The 21238-nt window shown below is 66.6% G+C and carries 17 protein-coding genes and 1 tRNA gene; 5 read left to right on the plus strand and 13 right to left on the minus strand.

The genetic code is table 11. From position 1 onward, the window contains the following. Positions 1-19: 19 nt before the first annotated feature. From E3O45_RS06835 to E3O45_RS06880, 10 genes are all read right to left on the minus strand, one after another. Positions 20-1354, minus strand: coding sequence for a VWA domain-containing protein (locus E3O45_RS06835; protein ID WP_241985260.1), 1335 nt, complete (start codon positions 1352-1354; stop codon positions 20-22). Between the two features lie 13 nt (positions 1355-1367). After that, positions 1368-2261 carry a MoxR family ATPase gene (locus E3O45_RS06840; RefSeq protein WP_241985261.1) on the minus strand — a complete coding sequence of 298 codons (894 nt, stop codon included), beginning with the start codon at positions 2259-2261 and terminating at the stop codon, positions 1368-1370. Positions 2262-2324: 63 nt separating this feature from the next. Then, a complete protein-coding gene (locus tag E3O45_RS06845; protein ID WP_241985262.1) occupies positions 2325-3329 on the minus strand; it encodes an XdhC family protein in 1005 nt (334 codons plus the stop codon). 10 nt (positions 3330-3339) lie between these two features. Then, positions 3340-5733 (minus strand): aerobic carbon-monoxide dehydrogenase large subunit, encoded by a 2394-nt coding sequence (locus E3O45_RS06850; protein ID WP_134442706.1) that lies wholly within the window; start codon positions 5731-5733, stop codon positions 3340-3342. Then, positions 5730-6233 (minus strand): (2Fe-2S)-binding protein, encoded by a 504-nt coding sequence (locus E3O45_RS06855; protein WP_092449329.1) that lies wholly within the window; start codon positions 6231-6233, stop codon positions 5730-5732. Before E3O45_RS06855 ends, E3O45_RS06850 begins: the two co-directional genes overlap by 4 nt. A 13-nt stretch (positions 6234-6246) precedes the next feature. Then, positions 6247-7149: a xanthine dehydrogenase family protein subunit M gene (locus E3O45_RS06860; RefSeq protein ID WP_134442707.1), complete on the minus strand. Its 903-nt coding sequence runs from the start codon at positions 7147-7149 to the stop codon at positions 6247-6249. A gap of 133 nt (positions 7150-7282) precedes the next feature. Next, entirely contained in the window at positions 7283-8470 is a 1188-nt protein-coding gene (locus E3O45_RS06865; protein ID WP_134442708.1) for a TerC family protein, read from the minus strand. A gap of 124 nt (positions 8471-8594) precedes the next feature. Next, positions 8595-10127, minus strand: coding sequence for a CYTH and CHAD domain-containing protein (locus E3O45_RS06870; RefSeq protein WP_134442709.1), 1533 nt, complete (start codon positions 10125-10127; stop codon positions 8595-8597). Positions 10128-10166: 39 nt separating this feature from the next. Then, positions 10167-11330 carry a globin domain-containing protein gene (locus tag E3O45_RS06875; RefSeq protein ID WP_134442710.1) on the minus strand — a complete coding sequence of 388 codons (1164 nt, stop codon included), beginning with the start codon at positions 11328-11330 and terminating at the stop codon, positions 10167-10169. A 114-nt stretch (positions 11331-11444) separates the two neighbouring features. Then, positions 11445-11888 carry an Rrf2 family transcriptional regulator gene (locus E3O45_RS06880; protein WP_134442711.1) on the minus strand — a complete coding sequence of 148 codons (444 nt, stop codon included), beginning with the start codon at positions 11886-11888 and terminating at the stop codon, positions 11445-11447. Positions 11889-11942: 54 nt separating this feature from the next. Here E3O45_RS06880 and E3O45_RS06885 point away from each other — a divergent pair, with 54 nt between their 5' ends. Next, positions 11943-12686, plus strand: coding sequence for a trimeric intracellular cation channel family protein (locus tag E3O45_RS06885; protein WP_134442712.1), 744 nt, complete (start codon positions 11943-11945; stop codon positions 12684-12686). Positions 12687-12697: 11 nt separating this feature from the next. Here E3O45_RS06885 and E3O45_RS06890 read toward each other — a convergent pair whose 3' ends face one another. Beyond that, positions 12698-13522, minus strand: coding sequence for an inositol monophosphatase family protein (locus E3O45_RS06890; protein ID WP_134442713.1), 825 nt, complete (start codon positions 13520-13522; stop codon positions 12698-12700). 125 nt (positions 13523-13647) lie between these two features. On the opposite strand from E3O45_RS06890, the gene E3O45_RS06895 reads away from it, so the two are divergent. The 4 genes from E3O45_RS06895 to E3O45_RS06910 all read left to right on the plus strand — a co-directional run bounded on the left by E3O45_RS06895 (position 13648) and on the right by E3O45_RS06910 (position 18614). After that, positions 13648-13723, plus strand: a tRNA-Lys gene (locus E3O45_RS06895). A gap of 879 nt (positions 13724-14602) precedes the next feature. Continuing rightward, entirely contained in the window at positions 14603-16417 is a 1815-nt protein-coding gene (locus E3O45_RS06900; RefSeq protein ID WP_134442714.1) for an HNH endonuclease signature motif containing protein, read from the plus strand. 137 nt (positions 16418-16554) lie between these two features. After that, positions 16555-17805 (plus strand): enoyl-CoA hydratase/isomerase family protein, encoded by a 1251-nt coding sequence (locus E3O45_RS06905; RefSeq protein ID WP_134442715.1) that lies wholly within the window; start codon positions 16555-16557, stop codon positions 17803-17805. Then, the gene (locus E3O45_RS06910) at positions 17802-18614 is read left to right on the plus strand and encodes an enoyl-CoA hydratase (RefSeq protein WP_134442716.1); all 813 of its coding nucleotides are present in this window, start codon (positions 17802-17804) and stop codon (positions 18612-18614) included. The genes E3O45_RS06905 and E3O45_RS06910 overlap by 4 nt, the downstream gene beginning before the upstream one ends. Here the strand turns inward: E3O45_RS06910 and E3O45_RS06915 are convergent. Next, complete coding sequence (locus E3O45_RS06915; protein WP_134442717.1) at positions 18611-19321, minus strand: response regulator; 711 nt, start codon at positions 19319-19321, stop codon at positions 18611-18613. The two genes, E3O45_RS06910 and E3O45_RS06915, sit on opposite strands and share 4 nt — an antisense overlap. Next, entirely contained in the window at positions 19314-21011 is a 1698-nt protein-coding gene (locus E3O45_RS06920) for a sensor histidine kinase (protein ID WP_134442718.1), read from the minus strand. The genes E3O45_RS06915 and E3O45_RS06920 overlap by 8 nt, the downstream gene beginning before the upstream one ends. Positions 21012-21238 lie beyond the last annotated feature (227 nt).

Raw genomic sequence — 21238 nt, forward strand, 5'->3', positions numbered from 1 at the left:
CAGGGTGTCCTCTGCTCGGTCAGGTCGGTTGGTGGGAGAATGCTCGTTGATCGGATGCTGGCGGGTCGCCGCGAATCGCGGCCGCCACCTCGGCCAGGGCGGCGTAGCTGTGGCCGCTGACGAAGGCGTCGCAGTAGGGAAGCGCGGCGGCCATTCCGCCCACGAGCGGCCGGTAGTCGACGGCGACCTTGCGCGGGTTCACCCAGATGATGCGGTGCGCGAGTCGGCGCAGGCGTGCCATCTGGGTGTCGACGTCGACCGGGTCGTCCTGCGCCCAGCCGTCCGAGAACACCACGATCACCGCTCCCCGGGCCAGACCGCGTCGCCCGAAATCGTCGATGAATCGACGGATGCTCGCGGCCAGCCGGGTACCGCCGGCCCAGTCCGTCGCGGTGGCGGCCGCCTGCGCGAGTGCCTGGTCCGGGTCGCGGAGCGCGAGCTGACGGGTCAGCCGGGTGAGCTGGGTGGAGAACACGAACGCTTCGGCCCGCGCGCCGGATGCCGCGCCCTGAAGCAGCGACAGGAACACCCGGGTGTAGGGCTCCATCGAGCCCGACACATCGCAGAGCAGCACGAGTCGGCGCGGCTTCGACCGGCGGCGGGCGTGGTGCAGGGCGATCGGATCGCCCCCGGTACGCTGCGCTGACCGCACGGTGCGGGCCAGATCGAGCCGGTCACGGCTGTGCCGTGACGGATGCCTGCGGCGGGTCAGGCGGGTCGGCGTCGACAGCACAATGCGGGCAACGAGCTCGCGCAGGCGGGCGAGTTCGTCGGGGGCGAGGTCGGCGAACGCCATGTCGTGCAGGTGTTCGTCGCTGGAGGCCAGGGCGAGGATGGCGTCGTGCTCCGGGGCCTCGTTATCGTTGTCGCTCGAGTCGGTGCCGGGCAAGGGGGCCGGCGGTCGATCGGCCCCAGGCTCGGGAGTTGCGGCCGGACGATTGGTCGGCGGGGCGGCCTGGGAACGGGTTTCCGAGCCGATCGCCGGGGGAGCATTGGGATCACCGCGGCTTTCGGCCGGGTCGAGTCGACCGTCGAAGACGGCGCTGAACACGGCGTCGAACCGGGCAAGGTGCTGCTGCTGGGAGACGAACACGATCCGGCAGGCCCAGTACAGGGCGGCGCGGTCGGTCGGGGGGACGAGGCGGAGCGCCTCGGCCAGACGGGCCGCCCGGTCGGGCGACACGGGAAGTCCGGCGCGGTGCAGGGCCGTGCTGAACCCGGCGGCGAGGGCCGCAGCTTCGATTGGCGGGATCCGGCCCTGGGCCGGCGGCTTCGGAAGCCTCGGTGAGGCCGACTCGGTGCCGGCCTGACGTGCGTCGGGCTTGCTGGTGCCGGGATCACTTCTGCCGGGCACAGGTGCGCCGCGGTCAGGCACCGGCGGCCTCGACGACCCAGGCGGCCCCGCGAGCGGTAGCGAGATCGAGGTCGTCCCGGTTCTTCAGCACGAAACCCCAGGTCTGCTCGACCGCCCGGCCGCTCAGCTGCTCAATGCCGAGCACCCCGAGCGCGCCCACCCAGTCGATGGCCTCGGCGATTCCGGGCGGCTTCACCAGGTCAAGCGAACGCAGACGGGTGATGGCCTGGGCGGCCTCGGTCGCAATCACCTGTGAACTGCTCGGTACCCGGCGGCGCACGATCTGCGCGATCCGCTCCGGCCCCGGGTAGTCGATCCAGTGATACAGACAGCGCCGGGTCAGCGCGTCGTGCAGGTCGCGGGTGCGATTGCTGGTGAGAATCACGATCGGCGGATGCGTGGCCCGCACGGTTCCGAGCTCGGGGATGGTGACCGCAGCTTCGGCGAGCAGCTCAAAGGTGAAGGCTTCAAACTCGGCGTCGGCCCGGTCGATCTCGTCGAGCAGCAGCACGGCCGGCCGCGGGCCCGCGTGCTCGATCGCCTGCAACAGCGGGCGGCGCAGCAGGTAGTCGCGGCCGAACAGCTCGGTCTCGGCCAGTTCAACCCCGCGCGCCTCGGCCAAACGGATGCCGAGCAGTTGCCGCGGGTAATTCCACTCGTACAGTGCCTCCGCGGCCGAGATACCTTCGTAGCACTGCAGGCGAAAAAGTGCGGTGTCGAGCAGTCGGGCGAGTGCCTTAGCGATCTCGGTCTTGCCGACCCCCGGTTCGCCCTCGAGTAGCAGCGGCTGGCGCATGCGGACGGCCAGGAACACCGCGGTTGCGAGCCCATCGTCGGCCAGATAGTCCTCGGCATCGAGGGCGCGCTGTAGCGCGGCGACATCGGGCACGATCTCGGGCAGAGTCACCAACGCAGCCACCCCCATCGTGAAGTCGGGCGGCTACGGCGCGTGCGGCTAGCGCGCGGGTGCCTACCGCGCGGTCGCATACGGCTCCGGATTCGCCAGAAACGCCTTGCGGCAGCCCGCCGCACAGAAATAGACGGTCCCGCCGTTGTGCTCGACCTGCAGCGTCGACGGCAGCGCGGCCACGGACATGCCGCAGACCGGGTCGATCGCGACGCCGGCGGCCTGCGGCTCGGCAGCAGGTGGGGTGGCAGCACGCGCTTTGGCGTCAGGCGGCTCTGCGGCGATCGCCGAATCCGCCGCTCCCGCCACCGCGCCCACACCAACCGCGCCCACACCAACCGCGCCCACACCAACCGGATGTCCCCGCCCGGCCCGTTCCTGCACCAGCTGCGCCAGAATCGACACCGCAATCTCTCCGGGCGTTCGCGCCCCGAGGTCAAGGCCCGCCGGACTGAACACCCGAGCGCGCTGCTCCGGCGACACGTCGAGCGACGCAAGCACCGCCGCACCGCGCCGGGGACTAGCCACGAGCGCCACGTACGGCACCCCCACAGCCAGCGCCGCCAGCAGCGCGGACTCCTCGTCCCGGCCGTGGGACGCGACGACCAGCGCAGCGTCGCCGGCCTGCGGGGCGGCAGAGGCGCCATCCGTTTGCAGGAGCTCGAAACCGACGAGCGGTGCGAGGGTGGCAAGGGCCGCGGCGTCGGGCGTCGACCCGACCACGATCAGGCGCGGCAGGGGAAGGCGCGGTTCGAGAAAGATCTCGATCGCCCCGCCGCTGACACAGGGGTTGGAGACCTCGACCGCGCCGTCCTCCACAGTGCTCGACGGTACGCCGGCCACGACCTTGAGCAGCAGCGGCTGGCGACTTTCGAGCACCTGCAGGCTGTACAGGCGAACGGATGCCTCCACGCAGGTTCCGCCGACGAAGCCCTCGATCTCGCCGGTCAAGCGCACGAGCGCCGTGTCGCCCGCGTGCGCGCTCGTCGGGCGCACCGCGCGCACCACGGTCGCGTGCACGAACGGTTCGCGGCGCGCCTCGAGCTCCCGCTCCAGCACGGACTTCATCTCGGGCATGCTAAACCGGCGGTCTCGTGCGGCCCTGCATGGCCTCCCAAACCCGGGATGGTGTGCACGGCATGTCCATGTGCACCACGCCGAACGGGGCGAGGGCATCCACGACGGCGTTGACGACGGCCGGCGGTGACCCGACCGTGGCAGACTCACCAACGCCCTTTGCTCCGATCGGGTGGTGCGGCGACGGAGTCACGGTGAAGCCGGTCTCCCAGTCGGGTACCTCCATGGCGGTGGGGATGAGGTAGTCCATGAACGAGCCGCCGAGGCAGTTGCCCTCGTCGTCGAACTCGATGATCTCCATCAGTGCCATGCCGACACCGTCGGTGAGGCCACCATGAATCTGGCCCTCGATGATCATCGGGTTGATGCGGGTGCCGCAGTCGTCGACGGCGATGAAGCGGCGCACCTTGACATGGCCGGTGCCCGGGTCGACGTCGACGACGCAGATATAGGCGCCGAACGGAAAAGTGAGGTTGGGCGGATCGTAGGTGACCTCGGCGTCGAGATTGCCGTCGATACCCTCGGGCAGCGCGACCGTGCCGTGGGCGCCCATCGCGATCTCGGCCATGGTCTTGCCCACGCTCGGATCGCCCTTGACGAACCAGCGGCCCTTCTCCCACTCGAGGTCTTCCGGCCGGGTCTCGAGCATGGCTGCGGCGATGAACCGGGCCTTCTCCCGCACCTTGCGGGCGACGAGCGCCACGGCGGCTCCGCTGACCGGAGTGGACCGGCTGCCATAGGTGCCGAGGCCGAACGGCGTCTGGTCGGTGTCACCGTGCACGACGTCGATGTCCTCCGGGGGGATGCCGATCTCCTCCGCCACGATCTGCGCGAACGTCGTTTCGTGGCCCTGACCCTGGCTTTGCACCGAGATGCGCACGACGGCCTTGCCGGTGGGATGGATGCGCAGTTCGGCGCCGTCCGCCATTCCGAGGCCGAGAATGTCCATGTCCTTGCGCGGGCCGGCACCGACCGTTTCGGTGAAGAATGAGATGCCGATGCCCATGAGCTCACCGCGTTCGCGTTTCTCCTTCTGTTCGCGGCGCAGTTCGTCGTAGCCGGCCATCTTCATCGACAGCCGCATGGTGGGTTCGTAATCGCCCGAGTCGTACTCCCAGCCGGTCTTGTTGGCGTAGGGAAACTGCTCCTTCTTAATGAAGTTTTTCAGGCGCAACTCGGCCGGGTCCATCTCGAGCTTGCGGGCCAGGATATCGACCATCCGCTCGACCAGGTAGACCGCTTCGGTGACCCGGAACGAGCAGGCGTAGGCCACGCCGCCGGGCGCCTTGTTGGTGTACACGCCGGTCACGGTGCAATGCGCTGCGGCGAGGTCGTAGCTGCCGGTGAAGATGTGGAAGAACCCGGCCGGATACTTGGTGGGCTGGGCGGTGGCGTTGAACGCGCCGTGGTCGGCGAGTACGTTGGTGCGCAGGGCCAGGATCTTGCCGTCCTTGGTCGCCGCGATCTCGCCCTGCATAATGTAGTCCCGGGCGAACGAGGTGCTCATGAGGTTCTCGGAGCGGTCCTCGACCCATTTCACCGGTTTGCCGGTGACGATGGAGCCGACGACGGCGAGGATATAGCCCGGGTAGATTCCGACCTTGTTGCCGAAGCCGCCTCCGATGTCGGGGGAGACCACGCGAATCTTGTGCTCGGGAATGCCGGAGACCATCGCGAACAGGGTGCGGTGGGCGTGCGGCGCCTGCGTCGTCTCGTACAGGGTGAGGCGGCCGTCGACGGCATCGAAGTCAGCTACGGCGCCGCAGGTTTCCATCGGCGCCGGGTGCACCCGCGGGTAGACGATCTCCTGCTTCACCACGACGTCGGCGCTCGCGAAGACGGCATCCGTTTCGGCTTTGTCGCCGGCTTCCCAGTCGAAGATGTGGTTGTCGGTGCGGCCCTCGAGGTCGTCGCGAATGACGGGAGCGCCCGGGTCCATCGCCTTGCGGGCGTCGACGACCGGCGGTAATACGTCGTAATCGACCTGGATCAGTTCGAGGGCGTCGCGGGCGGCGTAGCGGTCGTCGGCGACGACGAAAGCGACCTCCTGGCCCTGGAAGCGCACCTTGTCGGTGACCAGCACGGCCTGCACGTCCATCGAGAGGGTCGGCGCCCAGGCCAGGCCGAGGGCCTGCAGGTCGCTGCCGGTTATGACGGCGTGCACACCGGGATGGGCGAGCGCCGCGGTGGTGTCGATCGAGACCAGCCGGGCGTGGGCGACGGGAGCGCGCAGGATCGCACCGTGCAGCATTCCGGGCAGCACGATGTCGTCGACATAGTGGCCCTTGCCACGCACGAATCGCGGGTCTTCCTTGCGTTGCATACGCCCGTGGCCGATTGGCCGGTCGTGGTCGCCGGCCGCCGGGTTCGACGGGCGGTCTTCGAGGATGGTCATGCGCGCACCTCTTCATCTTCGGTTGTGTCAACGGCGGCAACGAGCGGATGCTCGGCGGCCCACTGAATCGACCGCACGATGGTGGCGTAGCCGGTGCAGCGGCAGATCTGCCCCGAGATGGCCTCGCGAATCTCGAGCGGTTCGGGGTGCGGATTGTGGTCGAGCAGGGCGCGGGCGGTGAGCATCATGCCGGGGGTGCAGAAACCGCACTGCAGGCCGTGCTCCTCCATGAAGCCCTGCTGCACCGGGTCGAGCGTGGCGCCGTCGGCGAGTCCTTCCACCGTCGTGATCGTGTGGCCGTCGGCCATGGCGGCCAGCACGGTGCACGATTTCACCGGCTGGCCGTCCATGAGCACCACGCAGGTGCCGCAATTACTGGTGTCGCAACCCCAGTGCGTTCCGGTGAGCCGCAGGTCGTCGCGAATGAAGTGCACCAGCAGTACGCGCGGTTCGATCTCGCGGGTGACGTCGGTGCCGTTGATGGTCAGGCTGATTTGCATGAGGGCTCAACTCCTAGATCGTGATCTCAGAAACGGATGCCGCGGCGCGGTGGCAGGCCGCCCGCAGCACCCGACGGGTCAGCTCGTCGGCGAGGTGCCGCTTGTAGTCGACCGGTCCGCGCTGGTCGGTGAGGGGATCGCAGGCGATGGAGGCCAGGCGCCCGGCCTCCGTGAACAGTTCCTCGGTCGGAGCCTGGCCGACCAGCACGGCTTCGACCTCGGTGACATTGCGGTCGAGTCCGACCGCGGTGAGGCCGACGGTCACCTGGCCGATCGTGCCGTCGGACGCGAGTGTCACGCTCGCACCGGCCGCGGCGACGGCCCAGTCTCCGACTCGTCGTTCGACCTTTTCATAGGCGCTGCCGGAGCGCTCCCGAATCGGCACGCGCACCTCGATCAGCAGTTCGTTCTGGGCGACCGCGGTCTCGTACGGGCCGCGGTGGAAATCGGCCATGGACAGCATCCGCTCACCGGCCGGCCCGCGCACGACGGCCACCGCTTCGAGCACGTGGCAGACCGTGGAGAGATCTTCGGCCGGGTCGGCCTGGCAGAGCGAACCGCCGATGGTGCCGCGATTGCGCACGATCGGGTCGGCGATGACCCGTTCGGCATCGGTGATGATGGGAAACAGTCGCTTGACGTCGTCGGATTCGAGCAGCGTCGTGTGCCGGGTCATGGCGCCGATGCGCAGCACGTGCTGATCAACGAGCACTCTGTCAATCAGCAAGTAATCGAGCTCGAACAGGTCGTTGATGTCGATGAGCCAGTCCGGCCGGGCCAGACGCAGTTTCATCATGGGCAGCAGGCTGTGACCGCCGGCGACCACCCGGGACTCGGGCCCGTGACGATCGAGCAGGGCCAGGGCATTTTCGACCGAACTGGCACGAACATAATCGAACGGAGCCGGAATCTGCACGGGCTTCTCCTCACGAAAGAAGGTTCCTTGGCCCCACGCATCAGTGCGCGACACCGTTGTGTGCCACAGCTTGCTCCCCGCGCCCACCCGCTGTCAACAACGACCTCGGCGAAGTTAGGTGCTCCGGCGCGCTCTACCGGGCCAGATACTCGTCATGCTGCTGATGCGCCTCAGCTACCTGCTCGCGGATGCGGTTGATGTCCTTGGCCTTGTCGTGGTATTTCAGGTCCATGGCCAGGACCTGTTCTTCTTCCGCGGTCAGCATTCGGTAGATCCGCTCGCGCTCGGCCAGATCAGCGGTGTAATCCAGATCGAGGTAGCTGACCGCGTGGCGGCGCGCGTTGTTGATGGCGGTCTGGGCTTTGCCCGCCTTACTCAACAGCGAGGCCACAACGGTGATCGTGAGCGCTCCGATGATCACGCTCAGGGACAGCCCCGTGCTGATTTCCACGACCGGGACCGGTACACCACCGTTGATGAACGGCAGATTGTTCTCGTGGAGCGCGTGGAGCACCAGCTTGACGCCGATGAACGCCAAGACGAACGCCAAGCCGTAGGAGAGGTAAATCAGCCGGTCCAGGAGCCCGTCGATCAGGAAGTACAGCTGGCGCAGTCCCATCAGCGAGAACGCGGTCGCGGTGAAGACAATGTAGACGTTCTGGGTCAGGCCGAAGATCGCGGGAATGGAGTCCAGCGCGAACAGGATGTCCGTACCGCCGATCGCCACCATGACCAACAGCATGGGCGTGAGGGCCTTCTTTCCCTCGTGCATCGTGAACAGCTTGTCGCCGTCGTAGTGGTCGGTGGTGTGAAAGCTCCGCTTGGCCAGGCGGATCATGAAATTATCCGCCTGATTGTCGCCGTGTGCTTCGGGCTTGAGCAGATTGCCCGCGGTGATGAGCAGAATCAGGCCGAAGATGTAGAACACCCAGGCGAAGGAGTTGATCAGCGCCGCGCCCAGAAAGATGAACCCGGTGCGGGCAATCAGGGAGAAGACGATGCCGAACAGCAACACTTTCTGCTGGTCTTCGCGGGGAACCCGGAAGCTCGCCATGATGATCAGGAAGACAAACAGGTTGTCCACGGACAGCGCCTTCTCCGTGATGTAGCCGGCGAAGTATTCCGACCCCATCGTGCTGCCGCCGAAGACCAAGACCAGGATGCCGAAGAGGATGGCCAGGCCGACGTAGATGGAGGACCACACGGCGGCTTCCTTCAGCGAGGGAACGTGCGCCTTGCGAATATGAAAGAAGTAGTCGAAGGCGAGCAAAGCCAGGATGACAACGATGGTGATGACCCAGATGAGGGGTGTAACAGTCATGAACTCTGCTTTCCTAAGGTGGCGGCAGTGAGCCTAGCCCAGTTGCGGATGCTGCGTGACTCTTGGCGGCAAAGTGGCGGCTTGCGGTTGCCCAAGGTTAACCGCTTCGTCCGCGCCCGAGTAATCACGGGCGGTTCTTCCACTCCTGCCAAAACTGCGACTCGGCTACGGCTGCCTTCTGCTGCTCGAGGGCGTGCAGGCGGCCGTAGCTGAAGGTGTTCTCGCCGCGCAGGTAGGCGTCGACCGCGCCGCGCTTGAGCAGGCGCTCGCGGGCGATGACGCTGTCGTGCTGGTTGCCGAGAATGGTTTGAAGTTTCTGGGCGAAGGCACTGACCGTGGCGGCGCGCTTGCGGCTGAGCGGATGCGCCGTCTCAGCCGCATAGCGCAGCCGCTTGGCCCGCTTGCGCACCTCGTGCAGGGCGAGGTCGCGCTCGGCGCTCGGCACGGTTTTCGTGGCGGCTCGCACCGCACGGCGCAGTTTCTTCCATTCCTTATTGATCAGTGCCGGCACGACCGTGCGTGCTTCCTGCCTGGCCACGGCGGTGAATTGCGGTGAGGTCACGAGCGTCGCGAGCGCATCGAGCAGCCGAAAGTAGCGGTGGCTGTTGAGGGCAGTCAGGAGCGCGTGGTGCGCCGCGTCGGTGTCAGTATCCGCGCGACTGCCAAGACGCTCGCGAATCGGGCCGAGCAGCAGCCCCTCGGGTTCGCGGTCGAGGTGGCCTGTGAGGCGGCGCTGCATCACCTCTTCGTCGCGGGAGCCGCCCAGAACGGCCCCGAGCCAGGCGAGTTCGCTGCGCAGGTGCGGCACCACGGTCGCATCGAGCAGGGAGTGATAGGTGGCGAGAACCGAGCGCAGCCGCCGAGTGGCGACGCGCAGGGCGTGCACGCTTCCGGCTGTGGCCTGCCGTACCTGGGGATCCTGGGCGCGCAGCACCTCGTACTGTTCGTGCAGGTTCAACACCAAAACGTCGCCGGCCCATCCCGAAGACCGGGGCCGCCGGGGCGCAGCGTCCGGACGCTCGGGAAACCGGTCGCCGAGGGCGCGGGCCAGCTTTGACCCGTGCAGCGACACGTGGATGCTGCTCGCCGCGAGCATGGACTCCCCGGCGTCGAGCAGGTCGTCCGGACCATCGACGAGTTCGAGCTCCCATTCACGCCAGGCCGCCGTTGCCGGATCGGGGGTGAGGCGCTCGGCCTGAACGTGGTCGTCGCAGAGCACCGCGAGGGTCTCGCCGCCTACGCCGATCAGGGCATGCACCACTCGCTCGGTGTTCAGCCGGGCCACGGGAACGAGCGGGGAGTCCCGCACGTGAAACCGCACGAGTTGGGCGAGCGACTCGGGGACGGCATCCGCTTCGCTGTGCCCATCAGAAACGAGTACGTGCTTGCCCAGCGGTGCGTGAATTTCGCGCCGACGCCCGGCATCCAGCGGCAGTTTCAGGTGCCACCCGGCGTCGTCGCCGCCGGTGCGGCGACGCAGGGTGACGTGCTGGGCGGTGAGCACGAGGTCGGCGGTGTCGAAATAGACGGCCTGAAGATCGTGGGTGACCGGCGCGGCAACCGTCTGCACCCCGGGAAGGTCGTACAACCGGGGCAGCAGCGCCGTTTCGTCGACGTCAAACTTGAGTTCTGTCTCGATGCCGCCGTTAGTATCCACGATTCAGCCTAGCGCGGGACCCGCGCCAGGCTGCCGAGGTCAGACGCTCGCGAGCCAGAGGTCGGGGCCGAAGATCTCGTAGTGGATGCGGTCGGCCGGAACGCCGGACTTTAGCGCCTGGGAGCGGAGGCTCTGCATAAACGGGAGCGGACCACAGAGATACACCGAGGCGTCCTCCGGGATCGTCACGTTCTCCAGCGACATGAAGCCCTCGTGGTGACCCTCACTCGGGATCTCCAGCCAGAGTTCGAGCTCGGCCGCCTCCAGCAGGGCGACGTCTTCGTTCATCTGGTCACGCAGCGCCCAGCGCTCAAGGTTGCTCTCGGCATGCAGTACGAGCACCTCACGCTTTGAGCCGGTGTCTACCAGAGAACGCAGAATCGAGGCGCTGGGCGTGCAGCCGATTCCGGCCGAGGCCAGGACCAACGGGCCGGTGCCCGCATCGAGAGTGATGTCGCCACAGGGCACGGAGAGGATGAGCGTGTCACCGACCTGTACGTCGCGGTGCAGCACGGGGGAGACTTCGCCGTCGGCGTCGAGCTTGGTGGTGAAGACGCGGGTCGTGGCCGTGCCGGCCGAGAGCGAATACTGACGCACCTGGCGGATACCGTCGGGCATGACGGCGGTGACGCTGACGTACTGGCCCGGAAGGGCGGGCGTCACGGGAGTGTCGTCGGCCGGTTCAAGGGTGAACGTGACGGCGTCGGTTCCGGCAGCTTCTTTTTTCACAACGATCCAGGGGGCGAGCGGCTTGTCGCTGGCGAGTCCGGCGTAGAGGCCCTTCTCCATCTTGATCAGGGCGTGAGCCATCAACCAGTAGACCTCGGTCCAGGCGGCGGCGATGTCGGCGGTGATGACGTCGCTGAGTTCGTCGGCGATGGCCTCGAACAGGTACTTGTAGACGACGTCGTACTGCTCGGGCGTAATAGAAAGGGAGACGTGCTTGTGGGCGATGCGGGAGAGCATGGCCTCCGGCGTGGTGTCCGGGTTCTGCACGAGGTAGGTCGCGAAGACGGCGATGCTGCCGGCGAGGGCCTGCTGCTGCGTGCCGTTCCTCTGGTTGGAGCGGCTGAACAGCCCGTCGAACAGTTCGGGGTGAATGGTGAGCATGCGGTGGTAAAAGTTCTTCGCGATCTGGGGCATCCGCTCGCCGACGAGCGGCAGGGTGGCTTCGATGAAGGGGAGAGACTGGGGCGAAAGCATGAATACTCCTTCTGCGTGGCGACACCCGTTCGTGGGGTCTGCGTCAAAAGTAGCATTTGATATACCAATTAAAAGGATGTTTTCTACAAGTTGTAGAAATTAGGGACTTTAGTCCTACCGCACCAGACCGAGTTCGACCAGAACCGGTCCATTCGGTTTTCCGTGTGGCAGAGCCGCGATGACGATGCCGTCGAGCTCGCGGTAGAAGGATTCCCGCGCCCGGCGCAGGGCGCCGCGGAGGCCGCATCCGCTCAATAATGGGCAGGGGCCATCGGGCGAGTCGCACGCTGCCAGATCGGTGCGGGTATCGAGCTGGCGCAGCAGCGCCCCGACGGTGGCTTCGCGGCCGAGCGTGCTGATGCGCACGCCGCCGGTGCGTCCCCGGATAACCTCGACCAGGCCCAGCTCGCGGAGCCGCATGATGGCCTTGGTGACGTGGTTGTAGGGCGTGCCGACCTCGGTGGCGACGACCCGTGAGGTGTACGTGATGCTCTCCGGCGCCGCTGCCAGCAGCATGACGACCCGCAGGCACACGTCGCAAAAAGCAGTGATCCTCATTCCCTAACTGTAGGTGCGCGGCTTGCGCCCCGAGAGTAGGAGAGAATGGGGCAAGTGAACACTGAGTCGGAGACGCTGTTTGAGATAATCCGCTTCGTGGACCTGGCGGGCGTGCTCGCCAATGCCATTCTCGGCGGCGTCGCCGCGCGCACCGCACGCCTCGACATTGTCGGCTTCGTGGTGCTCGCGATCATGAGCGGGCTTGGTGGCGGCATGATTCGCGACACGCTGCTGCAGCAGGGCACGCCGGCCGCACTGCTCGACCCGGCCTACCTGATCTGCGCCATCCTCGGCGGGGTCATCGCCTACTTCGTGACCTTCAACGGTCGGTGGACTCGCCGCGTGCTGCTGCTGCTCGACGCGCTCGCCGTGGGCTGCTGGTCGGCGGTCGGGGCGCAGAAGGCGCTCGAGGCCGGTCTCGGCTGGCTTCCTGCGATTCTGCTCGGCATGATCACGGCCGTCGGCGGCGGCATGGTGCGGGACATTATGCTGCTCAAGGTGCCGACGATCTTCGGCGGAAACACGCTCTACGCCACGAGCGCGCTGCTCGCGAGCACCGAAATGGTCATCCTGAGCAAGCTCGGATTCGTCGCGATCGGCACCGGAGTCGCGATTCTCAGCGGAGCCGCGCTGTCACTGCTGGCCAAACGCTACGGCTGGATTCTTCCGACCGGGTACGCGCTGCGCATCCCCAAGCCGATTCTGCTGCTCAACCCCCGGGCTTGGCGGCAGCGCCGCCTCGATGCGCGCAACGCCCGCAACGGTGTGAATCCCGACGATCCGGGTGTCGGAGTCTAGTTTCGGCGCCCTCAGGCCGGGTTCAGCACGGCGAGGGTTGCCGCGTGCAGCAGGCCGTTCGTGGCCAGGGCGCTGCCGTGCCACGGTCCTGGCTGGCCGTCGATCGAGGTGAAGGTGCCGCCGGATTCCTGCACGATCGGGGCCAGGGCAGCCATGTCGTAGGGCTGCAGGTCGAATTCGCCGGCCACGTCGAGGTGCCCCTCGGCAAGCAGCATGTACGACCACATGTCGCCGTAGGCGCGGGTGCGCCAGACCTGGCGCGAAAGCGTGACGAGCTCGTCGAGGTGCCCGGCTTGATCCCACTGCTGCAGGCTGCCGTAGCTGATGGATGCTTCGGCGAGGGTCGCGATGCCGGAGACGCGTAGGCGGGTGGGGGCGGCATCCGCTTTGCTGCTGCTGTCGGCGGTTGTATTAGTTGTCCAGGCGCCGCTGCCGGTTGCGGCCCACCAGCGTTTGCCGAGCGCGGGGGCGCTGACCACGCCGAGAACCGGGACGCCGTCGATGGCGAGCGCGATGAGGGTGGCCCAGATCGGGATGCCGCGGAGGAACCCGGCAGTGCCGTCGATGGGGTCGATGATCCACTGGCGCGTGGTTGATCCGGCCGTGCCGAATTCCTCGCCGAGAATGCCGTCATCGGGGCGCTCGTTGGCTAGCCAGTCGCGGATGGCGCGCTCGACCGCCCGGTCGGCATCCGTCACCGGGGTGCGGTCGGGTTTGGTCGTCACGACGAGATCGAGCGCTGTGAAGCGGGCACGGGAGATCGCGTCGGCAGCATCGGCGAGGGCAAGAGCCAGCTGCAGGTCGTCGGAAAGGGCGTAGTTTTGCGGTTCGGTCACGGTCTCAAGGATAGTAATTTCACGAACGGATGCCGGTCACCGCCGCTTTTCGGCCTCGATTGGCATCATGCCCTCTTGGGGTGTTAGGGTTACACGTTGCCGCGGATAGTTCCGCTGCTTGACATGCACCTCTAGCTCAATTGGCAGAGCAACTGACTCTTAATCAGTGGGTTCCCGGTTCAAGTCCGGGGGGGTGCACCATCAAACCCCGTCGTTACTGCTGATGCAGTTCGGCGGGGTTTTTTCGTGCGCGGTCTTTCGAGTCCCCGACCAGTGTCGGCATCGCCGGGGCCCTGCGCGTGGCCACGCGTACGCAGACCGACCCCAACGTGGCATCCGCGAGGTGCTGGCCATTCTGCGCCCGAATCGATGGTCGGGCCCACGATCGCCCCTCACTCGCCAGCCGCTTGCCTACGGCAGTGTGTTCGGCAGCGGGGCCAGAGGTTCCGTCGGAATCGCTAGCTGCTGCAAGTCGATAATAGCTACTGCTGATCGTCGCCCGGTCTGGACGTCTTCGGGCGGCCGCTCTGTTGGATCGTTAGCGCTTTGGAAATTGTCGCGAACATTGCGTGGCGTGGGAATGGAGTAAGCACAGACGGACCGCACCGCGGTGATATCGATGTCCGATTGCCATTTGATGTCCGCGGCGCCCGTCGCTGAAGGCCCTTTCTCCAGCCATGCGAGTATTCATGCTGAAGGGTCTGTCGTTGTCATAAGGTCTGGTTTGATTCAGAGGTTCGAAGAGCTGTGGCCCTCGCGGATTCGTGCTCAGGGCGTCAACCTCTCCGGGCATCAGTTCTCGCCACAGTGTGCTACTCCCTCGAGCAACTGCGTTCTTGCTGAGCATTAAATTATTACCGCATCCCCCACGTGTGTTGGGGGCTGTTGACGCCGATCGAAAACCGGGCGAGTATCGGGCTTATTGGCCCTGTTTTGGCCCGGCGTTGACAACCGGGCCCTTTCCCCGTGGGTCGAGCCGGCCGAAAACGGGACTGATAATGCGAATGCAGTTTCGTTCAGAGTTCCCAAGATGTCTGAAAATTCCTCGACTTTTAGGGATGAGTTTGGTACACTTGTTCTATGAGCCAGAGCGGCGACACCCCCCAGCCGGGCCTCGTCGATCCGTTCTTTGCGGCCCACGGTTACCGGCCTTCGACACCCGAGGAGCGCGCCGAGTTTGATGCGTTCTGGGCGCAGTGCCAGGCAGACTGGCGCGTTGAGATCGCCGAGGGCCTCGGGCAGTTCGCTCCGTACGACGCCCTCGAAGACGTCGATACGGAGCCTTTCAGTACCGACCCATTCGTAGCGGATCCTGTCGGCCCGGCGTTCTATCGCCGTGAGATGCCTGACGGCCCGCCCATTCCGGCCGGCCTGGAACTGATCGAGGTGTTCGCCGCGGTGCCGCCCGAGCACCTGTTCGATGACGACCTTCGCGAGGAGTTCCTTTATGCCGAGTACCTCCGCACCGAGCACGACATTGACGACGAACCGGGTCCGCTGCTACCGGCCGACAGTAGTCGGGCCGACGACCTGAGTCCGTTTCAACGGCACCAGGCGCAGTTCGTCGACCGGGTGATTTACTTCGAGAAGGTGATCGCGTGGGCGCAGGCGAGTAAGGCCGAGGTCTTGACGGAGGCGTGGGATGACACCACTAACAGTGCTGAGACCGGTCGTCCGCAGGCCGGTCCGCAGCATGAGCATGACTGGGATGCGACCTTCGCCGCCCAGCAGGGCCTGGTCGCCGAAATGGCCTGTGCGCTGCGCATCCCCGCCGGCACAGCCTCCGGCCTGCTGCGGGAGAGCCGGGTGCTGGTCGAATCCCGGCCCGAGACCCTGACCGCGCTCCGCACCGGAGAGATCTCCCTCCGGCATGCCCAGCGGCTGCTCGACCAACTCGATTCCGTCCCGCAGCCCGCCCGGGCCGAGTTAGAGGCGGTGTTGCTGCCGCACGCGAAACGCCTCACTCCGGCGCAGTTCGATGGCAAGGCCCGCAAACTCCGGGAGCGGTTCCACCCTGACAGCATTACCGTTCGTCGCACCCGGTGTCTGGCCGATCGCCGGGTGCAGTTCTTCCCCGATAAGGACGGCATGGCCACCCTGTGGTTACGGGCGGCGGGCGACGACCTGCAAGGCGTCTATACCCGGGTCACCGATGCTGCGATCAGTCTGCAGGGGCCCGATGAGCCCCGCACCCTCAGCCAACTCCGCGCCGACGTCGCCATTGACCTGCTCCAGCAGGGCGTCACCGGCAGCGGCCTCGGCGCCGGCCTCACCGCCAACGTCAACATCACCGTCCCCGTCCTGACCCTGATGGGTCAGAGTGAGGAACCCGCCGACCTCGAAGGGTACGGGCCGATCGACCCGGAGACGGCCCGCCGGCTGGCTGGGACGGCGACGAGTTTCCTGCGCGTCCTCACCCACCCGCACACCGGCATCGTCCTCGACGTCAGCTCCACCCCGTTCCGCGTGCCGGCCGCGCTGAAGAAATACCTCCGCCTACGCGATGGAACCTGCCGGTTCCCCGGCTGCAACCGCTCCGCCGGCCATTCTGACCTCGACCACACCATCGATAAACAATTCGGCGGCCCCACCACCGCCACCAACCTCCACTTCCTCTCTCCCGCCCACCACAACCTCAAGCACTTCAGCGATTGGAAAGCCGTCGCCGGCCCCGACGGCACCGTGCACTGGACCAGCCCCGCCGGCAAACACTACGCCACCGACCCCGCCACCCGCATCAACCCACCGCAACAACAAACCGCGCCAGCATCACCCATGCCGGCCGAGCCGGCACCACCCGTGCCCGACCCGTGGACCACCGACTGGACCTCCGCCGGGAACTCCACTTGGAACACCGACAATCTCGACCTCGACACCGATCCTCAACCGTTCTAGGGCAAGCGATCCTCACCGGGTTCGTCGGTTCGGGGGTACCCTCCGGCGCCTTCGCACGTTGCCGGCCAGAAAATTCACCTCGATAGACTGTGCCAACGTTCACCCCAACTCAACCGCAGCGACGCGGAAAGGTCTCTATGCCCCGCACGGATTCAACTGCTACACCCTCCGATCAGGGCCTGACAGTGTCGACGACCGGCACCGACGCATCCGCTTCGGCACACGCTGACGGCGAGGTGCTGCTGCAGCGTGAGGGACCGCTGGCCCGCATCATCCTGAACCGGCCCAAGGCGCTCAACGCGCTGACCCACGGCATGATCCGGTCGATCACCGCAGCGCTCACCGACTGGGCCGACGACGAGACCGTGCAGACCGTGCTGCTCACCGGCAGCGGCGACCGCGCCCTGTGCGCCGGCGGCGACATCGTCTCGATCTACCGCGACGCCCGCACCGATCCAGACGAGAATGCCCGGTTCTGGGCCGATGAATACACCCTGAACGCGCAGATCAAGCGGTACCCCAAACCCTTCGTCGCCCTGATGGACCGCATTGTGCTCGGCGGGGGAGTCGGCCTCTCCGGCCACGCCTCACACCGCGTCGTGACCGAACGCACCCGACTCGGCATGCCGGAGACCACCATCGGTTTCGTGCCCGACGTCGGCGGTACCTACCTCTACTCGCGCACCCCCGGCGAGCTCGGCACCCATCTCGCCCTTACCGCCGCGACCATGACCGGTTCTGATGCGATCGCCCTCGGGCTCGCCGACAGTTTCGTCGACTCCGCGCGCCTCGATTCCCTGGTCGATGCCCTCAAACGGATGCCCGTTGCCGCGGCCATCGCCGAGTACGCCGAGTCGACGGTGCCCGCGGCCCCGCTGCTGGCCGAGCGCACCTGGATCGATGAGTGCTACGCCGGCAATAGCCTGCCCGTGATCATCGATCGGCTGCAGAACTCTCCCGTTGCTGCGGCCCGCGCCGCCGCCACAGCCATTCTGGCCAAGTCGCCCACCGCGCTCACGGTCACCCTCGAATCCCTCCGCCGCGCCCGTGACCTGTCCGATCTCGAAGACGTACTTGAGCAGGAGTACCGGGTGTCACTGCGCATGGTGGCCGGCCACGATGTGGTCGAGGGCATTCGCGCCCAGGTGATCGACAAGGACCGCAACCCGAACTGGCAGCCGAGCAGTCTGGACGCCGTGTTCGGCACCGATGTGCAGGCGCACTTCGCGCCGTTGGGGGAGCGCGAGCTGCGCCTGCCACGCGTGCACGTTCCCGCCGAGCCCGAAACGAGCGTGCAGCCAGGCACGAGCGTCGAGCCCGGCATGACCGGCGAAATCCACACGACCGGCGGACTCCGCCAGAACACCGAACGAAAGGCCACCGCATGAGCGACACAACCCAGACCGAAACTCCAACCGACGCCGACACCTACGAAAACATCCTGCTCGAGCGCCACGGCCGGGTCGGCGTGATCACGCTCAACCGCCCGAAGGCACTGAACGCCCTCAACTTCGCCACCATGCAGGACGTCGTCGGTGCCGCCACCCGGCTCGACACCGACTCTTCGATCGGCGCGATCGTGATCACCGGTTCTGAGCGGGCCTTCGCGGCCGGCGCCGACATCAAGGAGATGGCGTCGAAGAGCTACATGGATATGTACCTCCAAGACTGGTTCGCCGGCTGGGACAAGCTCGCCGCCGTGCGCACCCCGGTCATCGCCGCTGTTTCCGGCCACGCCCTCGGCGGCGGCTGCGAACTCGCCCTGATCTGCGATTTCATTATCGCCTCCGACACCGCGACGTTCGGCCAGCCCGAGATCAAGCTCGGCGTCATACCCGGCATGGGCGGATCCCAGCGCCTGACCCGCGCCGTCGGCAAGGCCAAGGCGATGGAGATGATCCTCACCGGCCGTACCATCGACGCCGTCGAAGCCGAACGGGCCGGTCTCGTCGCCCGCATCGTGCCCGCCGCCGACCTGCTGGCCGATGCCCTCGCGACCGCCACGGAGATCGCGGCCAAATCGGCACCGATCGCGATGCTCGCCAAGGAGGTCGTCAACGCGGCGTACGAATCGATGCTGAGCGGCGGCATCCACTTGGAACGTCGCCTGTTTCATTCGGTGTTCGCGACTGAGGATCAGAGCGAGGGCATGGCCGCCTTCATCGAAAAGCGGTCACCGAATTTCACGAACCGCTAGCGACCACGCTTCCAGCTGTACTCATTCTCGGGCCGCCCGGGCGTGCCGTAGCGCGGCGCGCGTAGCACGAGACCGGTGTTGGCGAGATATTCCAGGTAGCGGCGCGCGGTCACCCGGGAGAGCCCCAGCGGCTCCATCAGCTCACTCGCCGAGACCGACGCGGTCTGGGCCTGCAGATAGGTGACCAGCGGATTCAGCGTCGAATCGGCCAGGCCCTTCGGCAGCGGAATATCGGTCGGCGCGCGCAGGCTCGCGAACGCGTTATCAACCGCCGACTGCGTCACAACGGATGCGTGCGCGTTCAGTTCCGCACGAAAGTCCCGGTAACTGGACAATTTCGCAGCAAAGGTCGAGTAGGTGAACGGCTTGATCAGGTACTGCACGACGCCGGCGGCGATCGCCCCGCGCACATTGTCGAGGTCGCGCACCGCGGTGATGGCGATGATATCCGTGGACAGACCGGCCGAACGGATGCGCCGGCTCACGTCGAGCCCGTGGCTGTCCGGCAGGTTCATGTCCATCAGCACGAGGTCGATCGGGGTGCCGGCCGAGGCGGCGGCCGCTACCCGGCGAAAGGCCTCCTGCCCGGTGCCGACCGTGGCGACGAGCTCGAACCCGGCCAGGCGACCGATGTAGACGGCGTGCGCCTCGGCGGCGAGTGGTTCGTCCTCGACGACGAGCACGCGAATCGGTGCTGAGTCAGTCATGATTGACCGCCGCAGCGAGCGTTTCGGGCGGTGTCGGTGTGGCCGTGGTGTCTGCTGCTGCGGGCAGAGGCGCTGCGGGCAAAGCAATCGCCGGAATCGTCACCGTGAACACGGCACCCTCGCGACGCCCGATGGTGAGTGTGCCACCGAGGCGCGTGACCGCCTGGCGCACCAAAGCCAAACCGAGGCCGCGGCCGCCGACCGTGCCAGTGCCCTTGGTGCTGAATCCCAGCCGCAGCACCTCATCGATGACATCGAGCGCCACACCGGCACCGCTGTCGGCCACCTCGATCACGACGGCCTGCTCGGTCGACGACACCGTGACCGATACGCGGCGTGGGTCGTCGCCGCTCGCCGCCGCATCGAGCGCGTTGTCGACCAGATTGCCGAGCACCGTCACGAGGTCCTGGATCGACAGCCCGGACTGCGCGAGCGTGCCGGACGCCGTGACGGTCAGGGTGATACCCAGTTCGTTGGCCTGCGCCGATTTTCCCATGATCAGGGCGCTGATCACCGGTTCGTCGACCGAGCCGACCATCTCGTCGGCGAGTCGCTGGCTCAATTCGAGGTCTTTTGTGGCGAATTCGAGTGCCTGCTCGGTGCGGCCGAGTTCCATCAGCGACACGATCGTGTGCAGCCGGTTGGAATGCTCGTGGGTCTGCGCTCGCAGTGCATCGGACAGGGTCCGCATTGACTGCAGCTCACTGCCCAGGTTCTGCAGATCGGTGTGGTCGCGAATCGTCGCCACGAACCCCATCGGTTCCGCCCGGGCATCCGCGTTCCCCGAGGCGGTCGCCGGCTGCTGGTTCACTACGAGTACTCGCGTGCCGGTCACATGAATCTCGTCGTGCGCGTTGCGGCCGCTCCGCAGCAGATCTCCGAGACTCGGCGGCAGGCTCAGGGCGGTCAAAGCCTGCGGTCGCTCGAAACTTCCCGCAGCCGGGCGCGGCGGAATCCCCAGCAGGGTGGCCGCCTGATCGTTGTAGAGCACGAGGTCACCGTGCAGATCGACTAGTACCAGACCCTCCCGCACGGAGTGCAGCACCGAGTCGTAGTAGACGAACAGTTGCGCGAGGTGCTCCGGTCCCCAGCCCAGGGTGACCCGGCGTAAGTAGCGCCCCAGCAGCCAGGTCACCACTGACCCCGACGTGAGGAGCCCGAGAGCCAGACCGAGCACCGAGGGTAACCGGGCGTTCAGGGCGATCGTGATGTTGCTCGTCGTGGTGCCCACCGCGACGAGCGCGCGCACGGTGCCGTCGGCATCCGTTACCGGCACCACGGCACGAACGGATGGCCCGAGGGTTCCGGTGCTGATTTCGGTGAAGGCGGTTCCGGAGAGTGCCGGAGCGATGGCGCCGATGTAGTCCCTGCCGATCTCGGTGTCGGTTGGGTGGGTCCACCGGGTACGGTCTGGGGCCATGATCGTGATGAAATCGAGCCCCGCATCGGCGCTCAACTCGAGCGCGTAAGGCTGCAGCGACGCGCTCGGGTCGGCCGACTCACTCGCCGCGAGCACGAGCGGACTGTCGGCGATGGCGGTGGCGACCGCGAGCATCCGGTTGCCGGTCTCGACGTAGCCGCGATCGCGCGCGTCGACGAAGAAGGCCGTTCCGACGAAGAGCGTGAGCATGACGATGAACAATGCGTGCGCGAAAAAGAGACGCCGAGCGATGCTCCATTCCTTACGCACTACCTGCCTCTTTCGTGAGCTCGTGAACAATATGACCGCAACCGTGCGCGAGCGGGGTGCGTCTACCAGTGTGGAATAAATTGCACCGACCGGAGCCCCTGGTGGATCAGGTTAAGCCTCAATACCGTTCAGTTAAGCACTTGAATGGTGATTTCTGGCTCGTGACCGGGTTGTGGCCAGTGGGCGTGGTGGAAGCGTTTGGCGGGCCATTTCGAGACCTTGCGTTT

Origin of the sequence: Cryobacterium sp. TMS1-20-1 (genome assembly GCF_004402355.1) — a bacterium.
Lineage (GTDB): Bacteria > Actinomycetota > Actinomycetes > Actinomycetales > Microbacteriaceae > Cryobacterium > Cryobacterium levicorallinum.